The sequence below is a fragment of the Kitasatospora cheerisanensis KCTC 2395 genome (assembly GCF_000696185.1).
Lineage (GTDB): Bacteria > Actinomycetota > Actinomycetes > Streptomycetales > Streptomycetaceae > Kitasatospora > Kitasatospora cheerisanensis.
Genome location: NZ_KK853997.1, coordinates 6,207,515 through 6,227,893 on the forward strand (window position 1 = coordinate 6,207,515; position 20,379 = coordinate 6,227,893).

The window sequence follows — 20,379 nt, forward strand, 5'->3', positions numbered from 1 at the left end:
AGGCCGCAGGACGGGGCGGTGGCCAGGCCGTTGGTCAGCGAGGTGCGGTTCGGCAGGGCGGTGAACGGCGTGAAGTCGGGGGTGGCGGTGAACGCCGAGGCCATCGGGGTGGCCGCGGTGTCCTTCTGGTTCATCGGCTTGATCCCGAGGATCTGCTCGATGGTGCGGATCATGTTGATCTGCGAGTAGTACCGGCTGTCGACGGCGCCGCGCTGCGCGTACGGGCTGATGATCTGGATCGGGGCGCGGTGGCCGTCCACGTGGTCCAGGCCGGCCTGCGAGTCGTCCTCGACCACGAAGATCGCGGAGTCCTGCCAGTACGGGCTGTGGCTGATCTCGTCGACGATCTGCCCGACCGCCAGGTCGTTGTCGGCGACCTGGGCGGCCGCGTTGGCGGGGCCGCCGGTGTGGTCGCTGGACAGCCACAGCATGTTGAGGTTGGCGGGGCCGTTCCGCTCGAAGTCCTGCTTCCAGATCTGCGCCCGGTAGACGTCCGGCACGCTGGTGTCGAACTTCGGGAAGGCCGGCACCGACACGCTGTTCAGCGAGGGGATCGGCGAGGAGGAGACCAGTTGGTACGCGGAGCCGCTGCCGGTGGCCTGCATGGTCTTGGTGTCGCAGTACAGGTTCTGCCAGGTCGCGCCGGCCGGCTTGGTGAGGAACTGGTGGAACTCGCCGAAGTCCCGCACGGTCTGCCCGGACGCCTGGGCGCCGCTCCACAGGGTGCCGCTGGCCTGGTGGCCGAGCGCGTCGTCCTCGGTGTCGTAGCTGCGGACGTACTCGCCGGCCGAGGACTCGGTGTACTCCGGATTGTCGGCCTGCATCAGCCAGTTGTGGCCCTCGGCGGAGTTGGTGCCGATGTCGTACGTGTTGTCGTACAGGCCGAACTGCCGGGCCAGCGCGTGCTGGTTGGGCGTCACGTTCTCGCCGAACTGGGCCAGCGCCGGGTTGCCGTTGCCCTGCGGCAGGTCGCCGAAGACCTGGTCGTAGGTGCGGTTCTCCTTGACGATCAGGAAGACGTGCTTGATCGTCGACGGGTCGCCGATCCTGTTCGGGACGGGCACGGCCTTGTTCTTCTTGCCGGTGGCGGCCTTGGCGGCGTTGTTGGTCCAGTTGTTCTGCGCGAACACCTTGCCGGTCTGCTGCCGGATCACCTTGTCGCCGGGCAGGGTGAAGCGCACCACGCTGGAGGTGGTGTCGTGGGTGGCGTGGCCGGCCGCGGAGGTCGGGCGGAGCGCGTCGATGCCGCGGGTGTTGGAGACCAGGACCTGGTCGCCGGAGGAGGAGATCTCCGCCGGGAAGTAGTCGGTGGGCAGCAGGCCGACGTAGCTCGCCGGCTCCTGCGGGCCCGCGTACCGGTAGACGGCGATCGCGTTGGCCCGGCCGAGGGTGACCAGCAGGCGGCCGTCGTCGGTGAGGGTCACCGCGTTGGGCTCGTAGCCGATCGACGCCTCGGACCACGGCTGGGTGGCGATGGTCTGGACGACCCGGTCCTTGGCGGTGTCGATCACCGAGACGCTGTTGGTGGCGGTGTTGGTGACGAACACCGCGCCGTTCTTGGCGTACACGGCGGTCGGGTGCAGGCCGACGTCGATGGTGGCGGGCGCGGCGGCCGGGTTCGCCGGGTCGATCACGCTGACCGTGCCGGTGGTGGTGGCGCCGGTCTCCGGGTCGGCCGGCACCTGGGTGCCGTACGAGTTGATGGTGCTCTCGCCGGGCTTCGCCGGGCGGCCGCCCTCGTTGCTGACGTACAGCTTGCCGCCGGCCTGGGCCAGGCCGCGCGGGGCGTTGCCGACCGCCCAGCTCTGCCGGACCGTCCCGGCGGCGGTGTCGATCGCCACCACGCGGTTCTGGCCGTTGACCGCCGCGTAGGCGGTCGCGCCGTCGGCGGAGAAGACCAGGCCGGCCACCAGCGCCTGCTGCGAGCCGATCTTGGCGATCTTGACGGTCTTCGGGTTGGCGACGCTGCCGTCCGGGTTCACGTCGAACCGGGTCCAGCCGTCGGGCTGGCCGAGCCACAGCTGCCGGCCGTCGGGGGAGTACGTCGGGCCTTCCTGGCCCACGCTGTTGCTGCCGATCTTCGGGACGGAGGCGGCGGCGGTGCCGACGACCTGCTGCACCTTCCAGTTCTTCACGTCCACGATCGCCAGCGCCGCGCCGCCGTCGGTGATCGAGGCCGCCAGGTGGGTGCCGTCCGGGCTGACCACGGAGGACATGATCTTGCCCTTGTCGATCACCAGCCGCTCGCCGTACGGGGCGATGTACTGGTTGCTGGAGACCAGTTCGCCCCGGTCGTAGACCTGGCCGACCAGGTTGGTGCCGAACGGGTCGGTCTGCGCGAAGCCGACGCCCGCGCCGGCCGCCAGGACGACCGCGGTGGCGGCGGCGGTGACCAGGGTCCGGCGTCGGCTCCGGCGGCGTGCCGTGCCCGCGCCGGGAAGTCCGGCGACACCCTGCCCGTCACCGACACGACGACGTGTGACCTGCATGCTGCTCATCCCTTCGATGGGTCCGGAAGCAGCCCGACGTTGCCGTCGAACTGCCAGAGCGGGTTCGGCGCGTCGCCGGTGGGGGTGCGCACCAGGAAGTAGCCGTTGACCTCCTTCGGCCCGTCGCCGTCGGCGACGAACCGCCCGTCGGGGGCGACGTCGAGCTGGTACACGGCCGTCCCGGTGGCGTCGACGCCGGGCAGGTGCCAGGTCACGACGCAGCGCCAGTCGTTGCCCGGACCCTCCGGCTCGACGCTGCTGCTGCCCTTGTCGCAGGCGGCGGTGGCCCGCAGCTGCTCCTCGGTGACGTCCGGACGGTTCAGCTCGGCGGTCTGGAGCCGGTACAGGTGGGCGAAGGCCGTGGCGACCGAGCGCTGCACCTTGTCCTGCCCGATGCCGGAGCCCGCGCCCCCGGCCGCCGGGGCGAGCACCCCGACCGTGACGGCGAGCAGCGCGGCGAGCGGCAGCACCCCGAGGGCGACCGCGCGGCGGCCCGAGCCGTCGTGCGCCGGGTTGGTGAAGTCGCGCCGCAGGAACAGCAGTCGGGCCAGCAGCGTGGTGGCCGCCGCCCACGCCAGCGCGACCGCGACGCCGATCAGCAGCGGGCCGAGCTGCGCCGGGCCGGTGAACAGGCCGTTCCAGGAGAGGAACGCGTAGCCGGGCAGGGCGAGCCGGACGCCGACCGGCAGCGGCATCATCTGCGCCAGCTGCATGACCAGCGCGACCAGCGCGGGCAGCAGCAGCCCCATCGGGTTGCGGCCCAGCGCGACCGACCCGAGCAGGCCGATCCCGGCCAGCGCCAGGGTCGGCGCGAGCGCGCACAGCCAGGCCAGCAGCACCCGCAGCGCGGCGTCGCCCGGGGCGAGCAGCCGGCCGTCCAGGCCCACCAGCGGGTGGTTGCCGACCGCCAGCAGCCCGCCGACCGCGCCGGACACCGCCAGCCCCGCCACCAGCAGCAGCAGGACGGTCAGTCCGGCCAGCGCCTTCGCGGCGAAGATCCGCCGGGGCGAGCGGGCCGCGACCAGCAGGTGCCGCCAGGTGCCGAGCCGGTCCTCGGCGGCGAACACGTCGCCGGCGACCACCGAGGTCAGCAGCGGCAGCGCCCAGCTGCCCGCGAAGCCGAGCGTCACCAGCGGACCGGCCCACCCGGTGGCGTGCATCCAGCGGCCGAACAGGGTGTCGGTGGGCAGCGTGCTCTGCCGGCCCACCGCGGCCACGAACAGCGCCGGGCCCAGCCAGCAGGCGAGCAGCAGCAGCCGGATCCGCCACTGCGAGACCAGCTTGACCAGCTCGAAGCGGTAGACCCGGCGCACCGACACCGGGCGGGCGGCCGGGGCGGCGGCGACGGCGGTCGCGGTGGTCATCGGACGTCCTCCTGCGGCTGGTCGGTGAGCGCGAGGAAGGCGGCTTCGAGCGGCGACACCACGGGCGCGAGCTCGCGCACCGCGACGCCCGCCCCGACCAGGCGCACCACCAGCTCGTCCAGCGCGGGCACCGGCGCGCGGACCACCAGCCGTTCGGCGCCGTCGTCGGCGATCCGCACCCCGGGGGTGCCGGCGGCGACCCGGCGGGCCGCGGCCGGGTCGGAGGTGACGATCCGGTAGTCGAGTTCGCGGTTCTCGGCGGCCAGCTTGCCCAGCGGGCCGGAGAAGACGACCCGCCCGGTGGCGAGGATGGTGACCTCGGAGCAGAGCGCCTCCAGGTCGTCCATCCGGTGGCTGGACAGGACGACGGCGGTGCCCTCGGCCGCGAGGCGGTTCAGCACGCCGTGCACGTGCCGCTTGCCGGCCGGGTCCAGCCCGTTGGACGGCTCGTCGAGGACGAGCAGCCGGGGCCGGGTGAGCAGCGCGGCGGCCAGGCCGAGGCGCTGGCGCATGCCGAGAGAGAAGCCGTTCGCCCGGTCGTCGGCGACGTCGGTCAGCCCGACCTGGTCGAGCACCTCGTCGATCCCGGCGGTGCCGGCGCCCGGGCCGCGGAGCGCGGCCAGCGCGGCCAGGTTCTGCCGGGCCGTCAGCGACGGGTACAGGCCGGGGCCGTCCACGAAGCCGGCCACCCCGTCCGGGGCGGCGAGCGCCCGGCCGACCGGGGTGCGCAGGATCTCCAGGCTGCCGCGGTCGGCGACGGCCAGACCCAGCAGCAGCCCGAGCAGGGTCGTCTTGCCCGCGCCGTTCGGTCCCACCAGGCCGTGGATCCCGCCCTGCGCCACCTCCAGGTCGACGCCGTCGAGTGCGACGACGTCACCGAAGCACTTGGTGATCCCGCTGGCCCGGACCGCGAGGAGTGTGTCCATGAGTACCTTCCGCCGAAACCGAGGGAGACCCTAGGCAGTTGACACGACGCGGTCAGGGACCGTGCCCTGAACGTTCGTGGAACGGAAGGCAATGATCGGATGCGAAGTTGACGGCCCGTCACCGAAAGCACTCGATGGGGTCGGAGATCCGCCGACCCGCCCCCGGCGGCCCCGAACGGTGCAAGCTGCGCCCGGACACGGCACGCCGCCCCGGCCGCCGGGCCGGGCGGACGCATACTGGCGGGCGAGCGGCCCGCGGGCCGCCGTCGGACCGTCACCTTCCCCAGGAGCGCCGAGCATTGGGCAGCCACCGCCTCGCGCAGGCCACTGCCCCGGACAGCCCGCTGGAGCTCGTCGAGCGGCCGGTGCCCGCGCCGGGGCCGGGGCAGGTGAGGATCGCCGTCGAGGCGTGCGGGGTGTGCCACAGCGACGCGATGTTCGTCGGCGGCGCGCTCCCCGGCGTCTCGTTCCCGGTCGTCCCCGGGTACGAGATCGCCGGCCGGATCGCGGAAACCGGCGAGGGCGCGGAGGCCTTCGGGTGGCAGGTCGGCGACCGGGTCACGGTCGGCTGGTTCGGCGGCAGTTGTGGCACCCCGGTCGCCGACAGCCCGGGCCGCCCTCCCGCTGACGCGCCAGGCCAGGGTGCGCAGCGCGACGACGGGGGAGAGCGGGCCGCCCGCGGGGGACCGCCGTCCTGCGCCGCACGGCGCTCGCCACGCTCTACGGCGGAGCCGTTCCCGGCTGACCGGCGGCCCGTGCGGAGCGGGCCGCTCGGCGTACGGCCGGTGGACCGCTCAACTGCCGTGCGGGGCGCGGCGGATGGCCTCCACGATGCGGGTGGCCCAGTCGACCGGGCGGTCGTGGCCGAGGAGGGTGGAGAGGCGGTCCAGCCGGGCGCGGCGTTCGGCGGGCGTGGTGGCGAGGGCCTCGGCGAGGCGGGCGGTGAGGTCGGCGGGGGAGTGCGGGTCGGTGAGCAGGGCCGCAGGGCCGAACTGCTCGGCGGCGCCGGTGTGGCGGGAGAGGACGAGGACGCCGGGCGGGCGGGTGCCGGCGGCGCGGGCGGCGACGAACTCCTTGGCGGTCAGGTTCATCCCGTCCTGGAGCGAGGTCACCCAGAACACGTCGGCCGCCAGGTACTGCTCCACCACCTCGGGGAGGGCGAGGCTGACCGGCCGGTACTCGACGGGCTGCCAACTGCCGGCGCTCCAACGGGCGTTCACCTCGGCGATGCGCCGTTCGAGCAGGGCGCGGGTGGCGTCGTGGGCGGTGATGCCCGGCTCGGGCGGCGGGCAGACCAGCCGGAAGACGAGCTGCCCGCGCAGCTCGGGGCGGGTGGTGAGCAGCCGGTCCAGGGCGTCGACCTTCTGGACCGGCGCCTTGGCCCAGTCGAGGCGTTCGACGGATAGCACCAGCTGCCCGACTGCCGGGCGGGGCGCGGGAGTTCGGGTGCGGGCCAGGGCCTCGACCGCCGGCCGGTCGATGCCGAGCGGGTGGACGCCGACGCGCGGCCGGGCGGGCAGGCCGGCCAGCGCCCGCCGGAAGCGGTCGGCGAAGGCGGCGGTGTGGAAGCCCGCCCAGTCGAGGCGGGCCAGCGAGGCGCGCAGCTCGGCGGCGACCGGCAGGGTGGCGAAGACCTCCGGGGCGGGGAACGGCGTGTGGTGGAACAGTCCGATGCGCAGGTCGGGACGGCCGGCGCGGAGCAGCCCGGGGACGAGCCACAGGTTGTAGTCGTGCAGCCAGACCGTTCCGCCGGGCGCGGCCCGTTCGGCGAGGTGCTCGGCGAAGCGCGCGTTCACGGAACGGTAGGCGGCCCAGGCGGCCGGGTCGAAGGCCGCGCGGTCCGGCTCGGACATCAGGACCGGCCACAGGGTCTCCTTGCAGGCCCGGTGGAAGTAGCCGCTCCACTCGGCGGCGCCGAGCGGCACGTCGTGCCGGTGCGCCCCGGCGGCGGAGCGGTCGTCGCCCGGCCGGTCGTCGCCAGGCCGGTCGTCGCCGGGGCGGGCGGCGACCCAGAGGCCCGGCAGGCCGTCGTGGAAGGCGCTGGTCAGGGTCGGCAGGATGCCGTTCGGGCTGGCCGGCGGCCGGGCCGGGGCGGGCGGTGGTAGGCCACCACGAGGGCGTGCCGCCGCCGCGGGGTGCGGCCGCCGCGGCCCACCCAGCCCAGGGAGCGGAGCGCCGCCAGGATGCCCGCCGCGCCCGGCCGGTCCGGCCGGTGCACCAGCGGGTCGTCCCCGACCGCCGCGCCGAGTGCGGGTTCGGCGCCGCCGACGATCACGCCGTGGGCGCCGAGCCGGAACAGCGACAGGTCGTTGAGCGAGTCGCCGGCCACCAGCACCGTGTCCATCGGCCAGTTGAGCTTCTCGGCCAGTGCCCGCACCGCCGCGCCTTTGGAGGCGCCGGCCGGCAGGACGTCGAAGTAGCGGTCCCCCGAGTACACCCAGGCCAGGCCCGCCCCGGCCACGGCCGCGGTGAGTTCGCCGGTGAGACCGGCCGGCTCCAGGTAGTACGAGCAGCGGCCGTCCTGTGGCACGCCGCGCTGGTACTCCAGGGCCGGGAAGCGGTCGAGTGCGGCCCGCACCCGCTCCGATCCGGGCCAGCCGGCGCGCAGTTGGCCCTGCAGCGGCTCCACGGCGGAGAAGTCGGAGCCGTCGAGCAGGGTGGCGCCGACGTCGGCGACGATCCAGCGCGGGCGGGGACGAGGGGGTCGCGCAGCACCTCCCGGACCGAGGCCGGTCCGCGGCCGGTGGCGAAGACCACCGTCACCTCGGGGTGCCGGTCCAGTGCCTCCCGCAGCCGGAGCCGGCCGCCGGAGTCGCCGCCGAGCAAGGTGCCGTCCAGATCCGTGACCAGAACCCTCGACATCCGACGGACGCTAACACGCTCCCTCGGCGTGGTGAAGAGTTCACCCCGAGTCCGGCCGTGCGCAAGGGAGTTGTTCCAGCCAGCCGGCGAGCTCCGCGGCGCGCGGGGCCGCGCTGGAGCCGGGGCCGGTGACCGCGGCGGAGCCGCAGGCGGCGGCGAGGGCCAGGCAGCCGGGCAGGTCGCGGCCGGCCAGCAGGCCGTGGACCAGGCCCGCGTTGAAGCAGTCGCCCGCCGCCGTGGTGTCCACGACCGGCACCGGCACGGCCGGGACGTCGTACCGCTCGCCGCCTCGGACCGCGAGGGCGCCCCGCGCGCCGCGCGTCACCACCAAGGTCGGTACCAACGCGGCGAGTTCGGCGACCGCCCGGTCCAGGTCGGCGGCGCCCGTCAGCCGCAGCGCCTCGGCGGCGTTCGGCGTGAAGACGTCCAATTCGGCGAGGAGTCGACGCACCGCCGGGTCCGCGACCGAGGCCGGGACGTCGTGGCCGTCCATCAGCACCAGCGTGCCGAGCCGGCGGGCCAGCCGGACGTCCGCCAAGGTCTGCTCGTCCCAACGCAGTTGAGGGAGCATCAGGACGCGCGGGCGGTGGCGGCGCAGCAGCGGGGCGAGCGGCCGGGCCGGCGCCTCGTCCTGGTAGCTGACCATGGCGCGGTCCTCGTCCGGTCCGGACAGGGCGACGGTCACGCTCCGCACCGGGAACGGGTGGTGGCGGAACGCCCGCTCGTCCAGGTCCTCCGCCCGGGCGGCCGCCAGCACCTCGGCGCTGAACAGGTCCGCCCCGAGGTCGACGCTCCACAGGACCTGTCGCCCGAGCCGGCGCAGTGCCATCGCGGGGGTGTACGCGCCGCCCGGCACCAGGGCGAAGCCGCGGGCGAACACCTCGCCGCCCGGCTCGGCCGGGCGGGGCAGCCCGTGGAACACCAGGTCCGCGAAGTAGGGCCCCGCGACCAGGACTTCGCACCCGTACTCGGTGCCGCTCGTCTCCATCCGGGGAGCATACGGCGGCCCGGGCGCCCGTGGTCAGGAGTCGGCGAGCGGCCAGGACTCGATGTCGCGGTAGTGGATCGGGCCCGGGCCGCGGCCGATGTTGCTGCCGACCAGGTGGAGGCGCTCGGTGCGCCAGCTGCGGCCGGTGAAGCCGGCGAGCGCGGCGGCGCACTCCGGGACGCCGTCCGGGTCGTCGCGGCGGGCGCGGGCCAGGGTCAGGTGCGGGTGCAGCGGGCGGTCCCGGAACCCGATGCCGTGCGAACGGATCAACTCCCGGACGTCGTCGGCCAGCCGGTGCAGTCCTTCGAGGTCCCCGGCGATGCCGCTCCACAGCAGGCGCCCGTCGAAGTGGCCGCCGCCGTGCAGGGCGAGCCGCAGGGCGGGATGGGAGGCGGCCGCCCCGGCCAGCGTGGACCGGAGCAACGGGACGGTGGTGACGGGCAGTTCACCGAGGAAGGCCAGGGTGATGTGCCAGTCCTCGATCCGGTTCCAGCGCAGCCGCGGGTAGCCCGCGTAGGCGGGTCGCAGGGCGCGGGCCAGCTCGTCCTTGGCGTCGTCGGGCGGGGCCAGCGCCACGAAGACGCGCACGGTCGAGGGCTCGGGGTGATCGTCCACGAGGGATTTCTAGCACCCCGGCGCCCTCGACAGCGACGCAGGTCAGGGCCGGTCGGGGTCCGCTTCCCGGTGGATGTGCAGGTCGCCCTCCATGACGGTGTACAGGGCGGCGTGCCCGGACGCGGTGTTGTGCTGGGTGCGCCCGGCCGCGGCCTCCGGGTCGGCCGGGCGGTGGCGGGGGCAGGGGCGGTGGTCTCGACGTGGTTGCCGCGGCCGACGACGACGGGCCCGTGGGCGTCGCCGCCGATGCGGACGGTGTGGCGGTCGCCGGATTCGGTGGCCATGGGGTTCTCCTCGACGGGGGCTGACGGGCGGCGGGCTGACGGGCGGCGGGCTGACGGGTGACGGGCTGACGGGTGGTCAGTGGGCTGCGGAGCGTTCCTGGCGGACGGTGGCGAGGAGCTGGTCGACCTCGGAGGCGGTGAGCACCAGGGCGACGATGGTGATGTCCTCGGCGCGGTCCCAGTAGGTGTTGCTGCCGACGGCGTTCGCCCGGCTCTGGCTCTCCGCGGCCACCTGCTGGTACACGGCGGCGCTCGACGGGTCGTCACAGGTGAGGGTGCCGGTGATGCCGCTGCCGGTGACCGGCAGCGGCTGCGGCCCGCTGGAGCAACTGCCCGCCGGGCGGCCGTCGATGCTGAGCTTGCCGACCGTCAGCTGGACGTTGACCTGCGAGAGCTTCCGGACCACCGTGTCGCCCTGGAGGATCTTCGCGGTGACGGTCTCCCTGACGTGGCAACCGGCGGCGTCGCAGTTCACCCCGCTGTCGCCGCTCTTGTCGAAGTCCAGCGAGCCGTAGCGCGCCGTCCTGAGGTCCTTGGCGTACTTCTCCAGGCCGTCGTACATCGCGCCGACCTCGGCCGGCGCGACCGTCGACAGGTCGACCGAAGAGGTCTCCCACAGCGGGGAGTTGGCCTCCATGGCGCGCGACAGCTGCCCGTCCTTGGGGAGGTGGAAGTTCATCGCGCTCGGCGGCTCCCAGCGCAGGAAGCGGTACGGCGCGTCCCGGGAGACGTACAGGTAGCCGGAGGTGGTGTCGGCCCGCAGCGCCGGGACGCCGTTGACGTCGGTGGTCTCCGGGGCCTTCGCGGACGGCAGCCGCGGCCGGTCGGCGAGGGCCGCCGAGAAGCGCTTGGCCAGGTCGGCCGGCGTCTCGTACAGCGACATCTCCTGCGTCAGGCGGCTGCCGCCGTCGGCGGTCCGGTCGCCGAGGCCGTCGTACGTCCACAGGCGAAGGTCGAGGTCCGAGGCGTGCCAGCGCGAGTAGTCCTTGCCGCCGATGCTCAGCAGGTCCTGGGAGTTGGTGTCGGACTCCATGGTGCGGCCGGTGAGGTGGCTGGTGCCGTACTTCTCGCCGTGCGGGGTGACCGTGACGTCGTTGAGGTACTCCTCGACGTTCCAGTCGCCCTGGTACCGGACGCCCGGCGCGGCGGCCAGCGCCTGCACCGCCTGGTCGAACGGCTCCCGCAGCGCCTTCCCGCCGCCGACCGCCGTGCCGTTGCTGCCGTCCTTGCCTCCGCCGCCTCCGCCGCCGGACGAGACCGACCAGGTGACCGCGCCCGCCCCGGCGAGCAGCACGGCCAGCGTGATCAGCAGCGCCTTGCCGCCCAGCAGGCCGGCGGTGGCGGTCGCCCCGACTCCCGCGCCCGCGGCGCCCGCGGCGGACGTCCCGGCGGCGGCGTGCCCGGCCGCGGCGTGGCCAGCCTGGGCGGTGGCGTGGCCGGTGGTCGCGTGGCCGGCCTGTGCCGTTGTCGCGTGCTGCGCCGCCGGTGCGGCGGCGTGCGGTGCGGCGGCGTGCGGTGCGGCGGCGTGCGGTGCGGCGGCGTGCGGTGCGGCCGCGGCGGGCTGCGCCGGTGCGGGCGACAGGTTGGCCATGTGGGAGGTCACCGGGTCGACGTGCGCGGCGCCGGGCGTGGCGGCTCCGTGCGTCGCGGCCCCGGGCGTGGCGGCCCCGGGCGTGGCGGCGCCGTGGGCCGGTGCCGCGCCGGGCAGGCCCGGGGCGGGGCCTGGGCGGGGAGGAGCGGCCCGGGTGCGGCGTGCTGGGCGTTGAGCGCGGCCGTCGCGCCGTGCAGGTCGCCGATCGCCTTCCACAGCAGGACGGCCTCGCCGAGCAGCACGGCGGCGATCACCCGACGGCCCGTCAGCAGGCTGCGGACGCCCTCCTCGTGGACGAAGAAGGTCTGGGCCGGCCGGTCGCCGGCTTGCCGGGCGGCCTCCCAGCCGCGGCCGAGGATCCGGCCCCAGGCGTCGGGGCGCAGCGCGCGGGCGAGTGCCGGGGCGGCGGCCCGGCCAGGTCCACCGCGAGCTCGGCCCGGCCGGCCGTCTCGGCGAGTGCGGCGGCGCGGTCCAACGCCCGGCTGTGACGTGCGACTTCGGCCGGGTCGGTGTCCGGCCGGGCGACCCACGCGGTGAGCTGCGCGCAGAGCCGCTCGAACGGGAACGGGGAGGTCCGGCCGAGGGCGGCGACGGCGACGTCCGGCGGGCAGCGGTAGCCGTGCTGCTCGGAGCGGAGCAGGCCGACCTCGGTGAGCCGCTCGCACACGGCCGCGGCGTCGGGCACTTCGACGATCGCGCCGATCCGGTCCGGGGCGAGTTCCGCGCCGTCCAGGGTGGCGAGCAGGCGCAGCACCCCGGCGGCCGGGGCGTCGAGTCCGTGGAGCAGCAGCGGGACGATCTCGGCGACCTCGCCGGCCCGGGGCAGGGCGCCGTCGGCGGGGAGCGCAGCCGGGCGAGGGCGGCGGCGCGGACCAGGTGCAGCGGGCGGCCCTGGGCGGCCTGCCACAGCGCGGTCGCCGCGGCCGGTTCGTCCTGGGCGAGCGGGCGGTGCAATTCGCGGGCGAGCAGGTCCAGGCCGGAGGTCCGGTCCAGTCCGGCGAGTTCGACCAGCGCGCCGTCCTCGGGGAGCAGCGACGCCCGGTGGGAGGCCAGCACGAAGGTCGCCTCCGGAGCGAGCGCGGCGAGCGCGAGGGCCTGACCGCGGGTCAGGTCGGCGTTGTCGAGGTACACGGTGACCCGCACCCCGGCCAGCAGGCGCCGCAGTTCGGGCTCGGACGGGGCGTAGCCGACGGCGTCGTAGCAGGCCTCGAAGATCTCCTGCGCCAGGTCGGCGACCTCGCGGCCCAGGGCGTCGAGGTAGACCCTTCCGTCGGGCGCGGCGGTCGGCCGGTGCGCGGCGTGGCGGAGCAGGGTACTGGTGCCGGTCCCGGGCGGGCCGTACAGCTGCACCAGTCCGCCGGCGCCGATCGCCCGTTCCAGCTCGGCGAGTTCGGCGGCGCGGCCGAGCGGGGCGGGCCCGCGGCGGGGGAGCAGCGCGACCTGTTCGCGGCGGACCGGGTGCGGCCGGCTGCCGGGCACCAGGAGGGTCACCGAGGAGCCGTGCCGGGCGTCCACCACCAGGCTGTGGTCGCCGACCACCACCGGTCGGAGGGCGTCGCCTTCGAGGTCGAGGCGGCGGTCGTGGCCGACGGCGGGCCCGGCCGGCCTGCTCCGCCGGCGGCGTCCGTCGTGCTCCTGGTGTCGGACTCGCCCGGTTCTTCCATCGCGCAGTCTCTCCCGGCCGTGGATCGCGACCGTTTCCTCGTGGGCGGGCCGCGAGGGCGGCCGGCCGGTACGAAAGGTGCGGGGCCCGCCGGGCTGCGGGCGCGCGGCAGGTTACGGAACTGCTTGCGGCGTCCCGGTATTGGTCAGGCTAGTGCGGCCGGGGCGACGAGACCCCGTCGAACGACGGTTTCCGCCAGGGCTGTTCACTGCACCTCCCCGAGTGCCGCCGCCGGGCCGGGTGGGCGGTGCGGGGTTCGGGGAAGGCGGGCTGTTCGGGGTGTGTCGTGTTCTCCATTCGGGCGGTGCGTGACCGCTAACGGCGGTTTCGGCCATGGCTGATCGCCGCACCTTCCCGAGTGCCGCCGCTGGGCCGGGTGGGCGGTGCGGGGTTCGGGGAAGGCGGGCTGTTCGGGGTGTGTCGTGTTCTCGACCCGGGTGGTGGTCGCGAACGGCGTTTTCCGCCATGGCTGTTCACTGCATCTTCCCGAGTGCCGCCGGCGGGCCGGGTGGGCGGTGCCGGGTTCAGGGGAAGGCAAGCCCTTCGAGGAGTGCCATGTTCTCGACCCGGACGGTGCGGTACCCGGTGGTGACTGCCCCGGCCTCGCGCAGTCGGCGCAGCGCCTTGTGCACGGTGGGCTCGGCCGCGCCGGACAGCGTCGCCAGCTCCGGCTGGGTGATCGGCCAGTGGATCACCGCGCCCGCGCCGGCGCGTTCCCCGTAGGTGACGGCGATCTGGTGGATCACCCGGGCCAGCCTGGTCGCCGTGTCGCAGCCGGCGAAGTCGATCCGGCGGTCGTTGGCGACCCGCAGCTTGGTCACGATGGATTCGTTGACGGCCTGCGCGATCCGCGGCTCGCGCCGCAGGCAGTCGAGGAACTCCGCGCGGCCCACCACCCGGGCGGTGACCTGCCCGCAGGTGGTGACCGTCGCCGACCGCGGCCGGCCGTCCAGCGCGGCGAACTCGCCGACCAGGTCGCCGCCCATCCGGACGGCCAGCAGGGCGTCCCGGTGGTCGTGGGTGCGGCCGGTCGCCTTGACCACGCCCGCCAGCAGCACCAGCAGGAAGTCCGTCCGGTCCGACTCCCGCAGCAGCACCCGGTCTGCCGGGTAGCGGACTTCGGTGCCGAGCGCCAGCAGCCGGTCCCGCTCGGCCGGCGGCAGCCCGCCGAGCAGACTCGCCGCGGGCCACGTCCGGGCGCCCCCGCCGCCGCCCCGGCGGTCACGGTCGCTGGCTGCCACCACTCTCCTGCCCCGTGCTGCTCCGGGCGCGACCGCCCCGTGGGCCGCGCCGGTGGGACCAGTATGCGTCCGGCGGTGTCCGGGCCCGGCCCGAAATCCCGTATTCCGACGGGGTGTCGGGCCGGTCGGTCCGGCACGATGGGAACGGGGGCGGCGTGGTCCGCGGGGACGGGCAAGCGGCGACAGATCATCAGGAGGTCCGGATGGAATGGGAGTTGGGGTACCGGGCGGTGCTCGCGGTGGACATCGAGCGCTCCGCCGGGCGCGGCGACCCGGCGCTGCTGGCGATCCGTGAGGCGCTGCGCGCGATGTTGCGCGAGGCCGTCGAGCGGAGCCGGATCGACTGGGAGGCCTGCCGGGTCGACGACCTGGGCGACGGGCTGCGGGTCACCGCCCCGCCCGGGGTGCGGAAGACGGCACTGGTCCACCCGCTGTTCGACGAACTCGCGGCCCGGCTGCGCGCGCACAACCGGCTGGCCGGGCCGCTCACCTCGATCCGGGTCCGGACGGCCCTGCATGCCGGCGACGTCCGGCTCGGCCCGGACGGGGAGACCGCCGGCCGCCCGCTGGAGGTGCTGGCCCGGCTGCTCGACGCGCCCGCGGTCCGCTCCGCGCTGGCCGAGGCGCCGGAGAGCGTCGCGGTGCTGGCCCTCTCGGAGCACTTCCACGAGGAGACGGTGCAGCCCGGCCACCCCGGGATCGAACCCGAGGACTACCGCCGCGTGGCGGTCCGCAACAAGGAGTTCACCTCCTCGGCGTGGATCCGGACGGCCGCACCGGCCGCACAGGACGCCCCTGGCACCGACCCGGCCACCGCCACCGCCACTGCCGCCGCGCCCGCCGTCGCGCCGCCCGCCGGGCCGTCGCGGATGACGAACCGGGCGACCGGACACGGCGTCGTCTACGCCGTCCAGAACGGCGTCCAGCACATCACCACCACCCGACCCTGAAGGAGAAGCCGCTCCATGGACCAAGAACTCGTCACCCTCGCGGAGTCCGGCGCCGCGGTGCTGGTCGGCGCGATGGCCACCGACCTGTGGCGATCCGTCAAGGACGGCACGCTCGCGGTCTTCCGCCGGCTCGGCCCGGACCGGCGGCGCGCCGTCGCGGAGCAGCTCGACCGCAACGCCGAACTGGTCCGCGGCGCGGACCGCCCCGAGGACGCCCGGCAGGCCCTGTTCGCCTTCTGGGCCCTGGAGTTGGCGGCCCTGCTGCACCAGGACCCGGACACCGCCCCGGACCTCGCCCGCCTGGTCGCCGCCCACCGGGGCGAACAGCAGCGCCTCTCCTACAGCCAGCACAACACCGCCCACGACCGCGGCGCCGTCTACGCCGTCCAGCACGGCGACCAGCGCGTGGTCCGGGCCGCCGACGAACAGCCCTGAGCCGACAGGGCTGCTGACGCCCCGTCCGAGCGACCCTCCGGAGCACCTGCCGTGCACGGCACCGCACGACGCGCCCCGGTCCTCGCCACCGGCCGACCCCAAGGCATCGGCTCCCCGCCCGCCGAGGCCGAGCGGGCGCTTCGGAGCACCTGGATCGAGGACCTCGACGCGGCGGGCCGGCCGCGGCGGCGGGACGACGCCCTGGTCGAGCTGTTCTTCGACGGCCCGGCTCGGCCCGGTCCGAACAGTGGCGGAAGGAGGAGGGCGCCGAGTGCCTCGCCCGGAGCGAGGTGGCGGCCGCCCTCGCACAGCTTCCCGTCGCTCCCGGCTCGGCCGTCGGGCACCAGGGCGGTGACGTCGAGTACCGGGCGCGGGCCGTGCAGGTCCCGGTGCTCGTCATCGACAGCGGCGAGCAGCGCGACGCCCCGCCGGGTCCCACACTCGCGGCGCACCGTGCGGCACCATCGGGCCATGGGCTGACGCTCCGTCAGCTGGTCGGAGGAGGAGCAGCGATGACAGGGTGCACGGCGCTGGTGCTCGGGTCGTCCCGGGGGATCGGGGCGGCGACGGCGCGGGCGCTGGGCGCGCAGGGGCACCGGGTGGTGCTGCACGGCCGGGCGCCGGGCGAGGAACTCGCGGCGCTGGGGCGCGAACTCGCGGCGCCGACCGTCGCGTTCGACCTGGCGGACGAGGCGGCGGCGCGCCGGGGTGTGGCGGACGCCGCGGCCGCGCACGGCCTGCCCCGGGTGGTGGTGTACAGCGCGGGCGTGAACCGGGTGGTGCCGTTCGAGGACGCGTCCGGGCAGGACCTCGCGGGCGCGTTCGGCGTGAACGTGGGCGGTGCGGTGTGGGTGCTCCAGCACCTGCTGCCGAAGATGGCCGCGCAGGGCGGCGGCGCGGTGGTGCTGGTGTCCTCGATCCGCGGCGTGGACGCGACGGCCAGCGACCGGACGGCCCTCTACTCGATGGCCAAGGCGGCGCTGGGCAACCTGACCGTCTCGCTGGCCAAGCGCTACGCGCCGACCGTGCGGGTCAACGCGGTCGCCCCGGGGTTCACCCGCACCGACATGGTGGCGACCTGGGACGAGGGCGCGTGGCGGCAGGCCCGCAGCAACCTGCTGGGCCGGCCGGCCGAGCCCCGGGAGATCGCGTCCGCCGTGGCGTTCCTGGCTTCGGACGCCGCGGCGCACATCACCGGCCAGACCCTGGTGGTCGACGGGGGCTACGGCCTGTCCGGCAAGTAGGCGCGGCCCGAAGTCCCCCGGACGAGTGAGCGGCCCCGTTCCGCGCGCTTGCGGCCGGGCCGCCCGGGGCAGGGCCGCGGGGCAGGTGCCGCACGGGGCCGGACGGCCCGCACCGGCCGCGGCGACGCCGCGCCGGGTCGTCACAACGGCCCCGGGCCGGTCGGCGCAATCACCGGAGCCCGGCCGGAGCGGGGCCGACCTACGCTCCTGGGTGGCGCGGCAGATCGCTGTGCGACACCGGCGCGGGAAGGTCGTGAGACGCATGGACACCGGAGCGACAGTCACCGTGTACCTGGGCGCCCGCCCCAACACGCCCAAGGTCTGGACGCTGCAGCGGGCGGTCGGCAAGCTGCGCACGCCGGGCCCGGCCTGGTCGTACGTGCACACCGGCCAGCACTACGACCCCCGCCTGGGAGCGGGGCTCTGCGAGGAACTGGAGCTGCGGGTGGACCGGTGGCTGCGCTGCGGCGAGGCCGCCACCGACGCCGAGCAGCTCGGCCGGCTCTGCACGCTCGTCGAGCAGGACCTCGACCGGCACCCGGCGGGAGCGGTGGTGGTGGTCGGCGACGTCAACACCACGGTCGCCGCCGCACTGGTCGCGGCCCGCCGGGGCACCCCGGTGATCCACCTGGAGGCGGGGCTGCGCTCGCCCGACCGCACCCCCGAGGAGGCGAACCGCCGCATCGTCACCGCCTGCGCCGACCACCACCTGGCGACCACCGCGGAGGCCGTGGCCGCGCTGCGCGCGGAGGGCGTGCCCGACGCGCAGGTGCACTGGGTCGGCAACCCGATGGCCGAGTGCCACCTCGCCCACGACGACCCCGCCGCGGACGCCGCCGTGCTCGACCGGCTCGGCCTCACCGCGGGCCGGTACGTGCTGGCGACGCTGCACAAGCCGGCCGCGCTCAGCCACCCCAAACCGGTGCTGGACGTGCTGCGCGACCTGGCCGCGGCGGGCCTGCCGCCCGTCCTGCCGCTGCACCCGCGGGCCGCGGCGCACCTGGTCGACCGCGGCCTGCTCGACCCGGGCCTCGCCGAGCGGGTGCTGCCGCCGCAGCCGTACCGGGCGTTCGGCGCGCTGCTGCGCCACTGCGCGTTCGTGGTGACCGACTCCGACGGCGTCCAGGAGGAGGCCGCCGCCGCCCGGGTCAGTTGCCTGGCGACCGTGCCCGGCAGCGCCCGGGAGGTCACCCGGGACTGCGGCAGCACCCACTTCGCCGACACCTGGCTGGAGTTGCCGACCCGCCGGATCGTCGAGCTGGCCGCCACCCGGCCCGCCCGCCGGCCCGCGCGCTGGGACTCCCGGGTCAGCGACCGGATCGCCGCCGCCCTCGACGACATCCTGCCCGCGCTGCCGCAGCGCGGCGTCCACCCCCGCGCGGAGCGCCTCGCGTACCGCTGACACCCCGGCGGAGCGACTGGCGCACCGCTGGCACCCCCTCAGGACGGAGGGCCGACCCATGAGCAGAACCCTGCACGTCCCCTTCACCGGGCACGACCGCGAATTCGCCGACATCGGACCGGAGTTGATGGCGGCCGTCGAGCAGGTCCTGCGCTCCGGGCAGGTGATGAACGGGGAATCCGTGCCGCGCCTGGAACGGTCACTGGCGGAACTCAGCGGCCGCAGCCACGCGCGGGTGGTCAACTCCGGCACCGACGCGGTGTACTTCGCCCTGGTGGCGGCCGGCGTCGGACCGGGCGACGAGGTGATCGTCGGCGACATCTCCTTCGTCGCCACCCTGCACGCGATCCTCCGGACCGGGGCGACGGCGGTGTTCGTCGACATCGACGAGGACGGCGCCGTCGACCTCGGCCTGGCCGCCGAGGCCGTCGGGCCGCGGACCAGGGCGCTGGTGGTGGTCCAGCTGTACGGGCGGATGGCCGCGCCCGGCCCGGCCGAGGAGTTCGCCCGGCAGCACGGCCTGGTGCTGGTCGAGGACGCGGCGCAGTCGCTGGGCGCCGAGGTGGCAGGCCGGCGCTCCGGCACGGTCGGCACGGCCAGCAGCCACAGCTTCGACGCGATGAAGGTCATCCCGGCGCCCGGGACGGGCGGGGTGGTCCTCACCGACGACCCGGCCGTGGCCGAGAGCGTCGAGCAGCTCAGGCGCTGGGGCTTCTCGCGGGCCGGCGCCGTCGTGCGGCTGGGCCACAACTCGCAGATGTCCTCGCTGACCGCCGCCGTGCTGGAGGTGAAACTCGCCCAGGAGGAACGGTGGTTGAAGCAGCGCCGGGCGACCGCCGCGACCTACTCGGCGGCGTTCGCCGGCTCCCGCTGCGTCCTCCCGGAGCACGGCGAGTTCCGGGAGAACGTGTTCCACAAGTACGTGCTGCGCACGCCCCGGCGGGACGCCGTGGCGGACGCCCTGCGCGAGGCCGGCGTGGAGACGCTGGTGCACTACCCGTACGCGCTGCACGAACTGCCGTTCGTCGCGCAGCACCCGCACCGGGTGGTCAGCCGCGGCCGCGCGAAGAAGCTCGCCGCCGAGGTGGTCTCGCTGCCGATCCACCCCTACCTGACCGACGAAGAGATCGACCACGTCGTGACGGCCACCCGCGCAGCGCTGGCGGCGGACGCGCGATGACACGGGCGGAGGACACCATGGGCACCAACGGCACCAACGGGAACGTCGTCTACCAGTTCGAGTACGAGCAGCGGATCCGCAGCGCCTTCATCGGGGCGGGCGGCCACTCGTACCGGAACATCTACCCGGCGTTCCAGTACGCCCCGGTCGACCTGCGGGCGGTCTGCGACCTCGACGGCGAGCGGGCGGCCACGTACGCGCGGATGTTCGGCGCCGGGCGCGCCTACACCGACCACCGGGAGATGCTCGAACGGGAGCGGCCGACGGCGGTGTTCGTCGTGACCTCGTACGACCCGGACGGGCACCTGCAGGCGGTCGACCTGGCGCTGGACTGCCTGGCGGCCGGGGCACACGTGTGGATGGAGAAGCCCACCGCCACCTCCAGCGAGGAGGTGGCGCGGCTCCAGGAGGCGGCCCGGGACGCCGGGAAGGTCGTGGTGACGGGCATGAAGACGATGTTCGCGCCGGCCATGACCAGGGTGAAGGAGCTGGTCTCCGCGCCGGAGTTCGGCGGACCCTCGTCGATCTCGGTCCGCTACCCGCTGTCGATGCCGGCGTTCGAGCGGCGCGGCAGCCTGGTGGAGATGAACTGGTTCCTGGACTGCATCTTCCATCCGGCCGCGGTGCTGCTGCACCTGATGGGCCCGCTGGACCGGATCAGCCACGAGTGGGAGGAGCGGACCGGCGCCAGCGTCACCGTGATGCGCTTCGAGTCGGGCGCGATCGGCACCCTGCACCTGACCGCTGGGGAGTCCCCGAGCAGCCCGTCGAGCCGGGTGGAGGTGATCGGCGACAACGCCAACATCGTTGTGGAGAACGGCAATTCGGTCACCTACTACCGTCCGACGCCGCCCCGCGCCTACGGCCGCACCGGCTCGTTCCTGGTGCCGACGGAGAGCGCGCCGCTGCACTGGGAGCCCGAGTACACCTACGGGCAGCTCTACGGCAAGAACATCTTCTACCTGGGCTACGTCGACGAGATCGGGTACTTCTGCGACTGCGTCACCAACGGGACGTCACCCGAACTCGGTTCGCTGGACCAGGCGTTCCACATCCTCCAGCTCTTCGAGGCCTACCGCCGCGCCGAGCCGGGGACGTGGACGACCGTCAAGGTGTAGCGCCGCCCGGGCCCCGCCACCGTCCGT

At 75.2% G+C, this 20,379-nt stretch carries 15 protein-coding genes and 2 pseudogenes; 7 read left to right on the forward strand and 10 right to left on the reverse strand.

Translation table 11 applies throughout. The features are described from left to right. The 3 genes from KCH_RS27920 to KCH_RS27930 all read right to left on the reverse strand — a co-directional run. Positions 1-2,489: alkaline phosphatase family protein (locus KCH_RS27920; protein WP_035874127.1), on the reverse strand; the 2,489-nt coding region annotated here is incomplete at its 3' end. A 5-nt stretch (positions 2,490-2,494) separates the two neighbouring features. Further along, complete coding sequence (locus tag KCH_RS27925) at positions 2,495-3,853, reverse strand: ABC transporter permease (RefSeq protein WP_035867527.1); 1,359 nt, start codon at positions 3,851-3,853, stop codon at positions 2,495-2,497. Continuing rightward, the gene (locus tag KCH_RS27930; RefSeq protein ID WP_035867530.1) at positions 3,850-4,779 is read right to left on the reverse strand and encodes an ABC transporter ATP-binding protein; all 930 of its coding nucleotides are present in this window, start codon (positions 4,777-4,779) and stop codon (positions 3,850-3,852) included. Before KCH_RS27930 ends, KCH_RS27925 begins: the two co-directional genes overlap by 4 nt. Before the next feature lie 299 nt (positions 4,780-5,078). On the opposite strand from KCH_RS27930, the pseudogene KCH_RS45055 reads away from it, so the two are divergent. Then, a pseudogene (locus KCH_RS45055) lies at positions 5,079-5,369 on the forward strand (alcohol dehydrogenase catalytic domain-containing protein); the annotation flags it as partial. 204 nt (positions 5,370-5,573) lie between these two features. Here KCH_RS45055 and KCH_RS45060 read toward each other — a convergent pair. The 7 genes and pseudogenes from KCH_RS45060 to KCH_RS27970 form a co-directional block, all read right to left on the reverse strand. After that, positions 5,574-6,704 (reverse strand): alpha,alpha-trehalose-phosphate synthase (UDP-forming), encoded by a 1,131-nt coding sequence (locus tag KCH_RS45060; protein ID WP_051653517.1) that lies wholly within the window; start codon positions 6,702-6,704, stop codon positions 5,574-5,576. Between the two features lie 119 nt (positions 6,705-6,823). Continuing rightward, positions 6,824-7,641 (reverse strand): annotated as a pseudogene (locus KCH_RS45065) (HAD-IIB family hydrolase). A 40-nt stretch (positions 7,642-7,681) separates the two neighbouring features. After that, positions 7,682-8,629 carry a carbohydrate kinase family protein gene (locus KCH_RS27940; protein ID WP_035867533.1) on the reverse strand — a complete coding sequence of 316 codons (948 nt, stop codon included), beginning with the start codon at positions 8,627-8,629 and terminating at the stop codon, positions 7,682-7,684. Positions 8,630-8,662: 33 nt separating this feature from the next. Further along, positions 8,663-9,244 (reverse strand): RNA 2',3'-cyclic phosphodiesterase, encoded by a 582-nt coding sequence (thpR, locus tag KCH_RS27945; protein ID WP_035867535.1) that lies wholly within the window; start codon positions 9,242-9,244, stop codon positions 8,663-8,665. A gap of 360 nt (positions 9,245-9,604) precedes the next feature. Further along, a complete protein-coding gene (locus tag KCH_RS27950; RefSeq protein ID WP_035867537.1) occupies positions 9,605-11,131 on the reverse strand; it encodes a hypothetical protein in 1,527 nt (508 codons plus the stop codon). Positions 11,132-11,384: 253 nt separating this feature from the next. Beyond that, positions 11,385-12,026 carry a hypothetical protein gene (locus KCH_RS27960; RefSeq protein ID WP_157032210.1) on the reverse strand — a complete coding sequence of 214 codons (642 nt, stop codon included), beginning with the start codon at positions 12,024-12,026 and terminating at the stop codon, positions 11,385-11,387. A gap of 1,280 nt (positions 12,027-13,306) precedes the next feature. After that, complete coding sequence (locus KCH_RS27970) at positions 13,307-14,023, reverse strand: Crp/Fnr family transcriptional regulator (protein ID WP_244305463.1); 717 nt, start codon at positions 14,021-14,023, stop codon at positions 13,307-13,309. A 203-nt stretch (positions 14,024-14,226) separates the two neighbouring features. Here KCH_RS27970 and KCH_RS27975 point away from each other — a divergent pair, with 203 nt between their 5' ends. The 6 genes from KCH_RS27975 (at position 14,227) to KCH_RS28000 (ending at position 20,352) form a co-directional block, all read left to right on the forward strand. Next, positions 14,227-14,973 carry a hypothetical protein gene (locus KCH_RS27975; RefSeq protein WP_035867548.1) on the forward strand — a complete coding sequence of 249 codons (747 nt, stop codon included), beginning with the start codon at positions 14,227-14,229 and terminating at the stop codon, positions 14,971-14,973. Positions 14,974-14,988: 15 nt separating this feature from the next. Beyond that, on the forward strand, positions 14,989-15,408 hold the full coding sequence (locus KCH_RS27980) for a hypothetical protein (RefSeq protein WP_051653520.1): 420 nt from the start codon (positions 14,989-14,991) through the stop codon (positions 15,406-15,408). A 512-nt stretch (positions 15,409-15,920) separates the two neighbouring features. Continuing rightward, positions 15,921-16,652, forward strand: coding sequence for an SDR family NAD(P)-dependent oxidoreductase (locus KCH_RS27985; RefSeq protein ID WP_035867550.1), 732 nt, complete (start codon positions 15,921-15,923; stop codon positions 16,650-16,652). A 262-nt stretch (positions 16,653-16,914) separates the two neighbouring features. After that, positions 16,915-18,054, forward strand: coding sequence for a UDP-N-acetylglucosamine 2-epimerase (locus tag KCH_RS27990; RefSeq protein ID WP_051653522.1), 1,140 nt, complete (start codon positions 16,915-16,917; stop codon positions 18,052-18,054). Between the two features lie 58 nt (positions 18,055-18,112). Beyond that, complete coding sequence (locus tag KCH_RS27995) at positions 18,113-19,234, forward strand: DegT/DnrJ/EryC1/StrS family aminotransferase (RefSeq protein ID WP_051653523.1); 1,122 nt, start codon at positions 18,113-18,115, stop codon at positions 19,232-19,234. Next, a complete protein-coding gene (locus KCH_RS28000) occupies positions 19,231-20,352 on the forward strand; it encodes a Gfo/Idh/MocA family protein (protein ID WP_208865988.1) in 1,122 nt (373 codons plus the stop codon). The genes KCH_RS27995 and KCH_RS28000 overlap by 4 nt, the downstream gene beginning before the upstream one ends. The last annotated feature ends 27 nt before the right edge of the window (positions 20,353-20,379 follow it).